Source organism: Pontimicrobium sp. MEBiC01747, assembly GCF_053601635.1.
Genome location: NZ_JBSHNS010000027.1, coordinates 1 through 2,634, shown reverse-complemented (window position 1 = coordinate 2,634; position 2,634 = coordinate 1). Strand labels below are relative to the sequence as shown.

Annotated in this window: 3 protein-coding genes; all 3 read right to left on the bottom strand. The window is 28.3% G+C overall.

The features are described from left to right. On the bottom strand, nucleotides 1–650 hold a 650-nt coding region (locus ACVC2P_RS00350), incomplete at its 3' end, for a hypothetical protein (protein WP_452596500.1). Between the two features lie 152 nt (nucleotides 651–802). Beyond that, nucleotides 803–1,561 (bottom strand): peroxide stress protein YaaA, encoded by a 759-nt coding sequence (gene yaaA, locus ACVC2P_RS00345; protein ID WP_452596499.1) that lies wholly within the window; start codon nucleotides 1,559–1,561, stop codon nucleotides 803–805. Nucleotides 1,562–1,703: 142 nt separating this feature from the next. Continuing rightward, complete coding sequence (locus ACVC2P_RS00340) at nucleotides 1,704–2,357, bottom strand: VOC family protein (protein WP_452596498.1); 654 nt, start codon at nucleotides 2,355–2,357, stop codon at nucleotides 1,704–1,706. Between the last annotated feature and the right edge of the window lie 277 nt (nucleotides 2,358–2,634).

Genomic DNA, 2,634 nt, shown 5'->3' with positions numbered 1-2,634 from the left:
TTTTGAGATTCTATTAGAATTTCGTTTAAAATAGATTTTGCTTCTTCTTGTTTATTGTGTTTTACTAAAAACTTTGCTAATATTAATCGCTCTTGGTAATTAGAATAGCGTAAGTCTATTTTTTTTAATGTCGTTTCTGCTATTTCTGTAGCGCCTTCTTCTTCTAATGCCAACCCATATATAAATTGTGCTTTAGAGTTTTCAAATTCTGTTTCTCCTTTTATTTGCTCTGCGTATTTAATGACTTTTTTATAGTTTTTTAATCCATAATATGCTTTTACTAGCTGTTTTATAACATATAGTCCTTTTTGGCTTTTATCTTTTAATGCAAATTCATAATGGGTTATAGCATTATTGTAATCTTTCATTTCTAAGTAAGCATCTGCTAGATTCACTCTGTTTTGGTAGGTTTCAGAAAATGCTAGTTGTTTTTCTAAGTCCTTTACTTTTTTTGTGGGTATTAGTATTGATGTTATTTCTTCTTGTATTTTATTTGCATCATTTTTATTATATACTTGGGTTACTAAGTATATAACTGCTCCTATTACTGGTAAAAATAAAATAAGGAAAATCCAATAGTAATTGTTTCTATTTTTTATAGCATGATAAATACAAAAGCCTTGTAGTATAAGGATAAGGTAGTAATACATAATGTTATTTAGTTAGTAAACATTACACACTGTTATTTTTTATATAGTCGTGTTGTAATGGGTTATCTTCAAATCTAAACAAAATGCTTTAATCTAGCCTTAATTAGGTTATATAAAACGTAATTAAGGCTTGATTCTATTTTATAAGGTATTTATCTTGTAAATACTAATTCTGTCTCTGTAGATAACTCATCGCTTAGGCCATAATTATCGTAATTAAAGCCTTTAATATCGTCTAAAGTTTTTGCTTTAGTGTCTACTATATAACGTGCCATTAAGCCTCTTGCATGTTTGGCAAAAATGGCAATATTTTTATACTCGCCATTTTTAAATTGCTTAAAGTTTGCTGTAATTACTGGAACTTTTAATGCTTTTGTATCTATTGCTTTAAAATACTCTACACTTGCTAGGTTTAAAAATAACTCGCCCTCTTCCAACTCTTCATTTAATGCTTTTGTTATTTCTTTTTTCCAAAATTCGTACAGGTTTTTATTTTTCCCTACAGGAAACTTTGTTCCCATTTCTAAACGGTAGGCTTGTATTAAATCTAATGGTTTTAATATGCCATATAACCCAGATAGTATGCGTACTGTATTTTGTAATGTCTCTATATTTTCTTCTGGAATGGTATAGGCATCCAAGCCTCTGTATACATCTCCATTAAATGCATAAACTGCTTGTCTTGCATTGTCTGTTGTAAAGGGTAACTCCCAGGATTGGTTGCGTTCGTAATTTAACTGCCCTAATGCATCACTTATTTTCATAAGTTTTGATAGGCTTTTGGCCGATTTCTTTTTTAATAGTTTATTTAAACGCTCTGATTGTTTTAAAAATTGGGCTTCTGTTGCTTTATGTATTGGTAATTCACTTTCAAAATTAAGTGACTTAGCTGGTGATATTACTAGTTTCATTTGTTTCTTTTATTGCTTTACTCGATAATCGAGATTTAATACTCTAAGGTTTCCCTCTAAACTCTAATATTTTTTTCACTTTACAAATGTCTCGTGCACTTGCCAAAGTAATTGACTAAAACTAATTTTTCAAGTTTCTAAATTACGATATTTCTTTTATTTCTCCATTTACAAAAGCAAAGTTATAGTCGCCTTTTATTATAAAGTCTGCTGTGTATGCTTTGTCCATTGCTGGATACCATTTCTTTTTGGTTTTATCTATTATTATAAATAGTCCTTGCTCATTTCCTAATGCGCAAAACCTGTCGAAACTTCCATCGAATATTGAAATTGGTTTTATAGCATTAATTGTATTATATATTGTTTCAATAGATGTTGTTGCTATTGCTATTTCACTTATTCCTATTATTATTCTTGGCGTAAATGCAATATCGCTTTCTATATCTATTCGCTCTCTAGCTACAAATTCTATAATGTTATGGTCTGCATCATAAAAATAAACTGCTTTTGCTTTCCATTTTATAAAGTCTGTTACTGGTTCATTTTTATAGTGTATTACTTCTGTTCTGTCTCTTAGCCATCTTAAAGCATCATATATAGCATTGTAAGGAATATTAAATGCTAAATGAGATGGTTTTGTTTCTTTTTTATATTGAAAAGCTAAAATACTAGCTCCTACTTTAAAGGCTATTTTACCGGGTGTGTCTTTTACAATTTCAAATCCAAGTTTTGTTTTATAAAATTGCCTCTGTTTCTCTATGTTAGAGGTAAACAATGTAATTTCTTCTATAATCATATCCTTGTGATTTGAAGTAAAATTAATGCATAAATAAGATGTAAACTATATATTGAAACAGTTATGCTTTATATAGAAATAAATAATAATTATATTATTTTTATTTTCAATAAATTAATCTGATGCTTTTTTTTAGATAGTTATTTTAAAAAAAAAGGAAATAGAAATATTTTTTTAATGTTCCATATGTTTTGAATAGCCTTTCCATTTTTCTATACAATCTTGCATATCATCTGGAATTGGCGTATTAAAACTCATAAATTTTCCTGTAACAGGG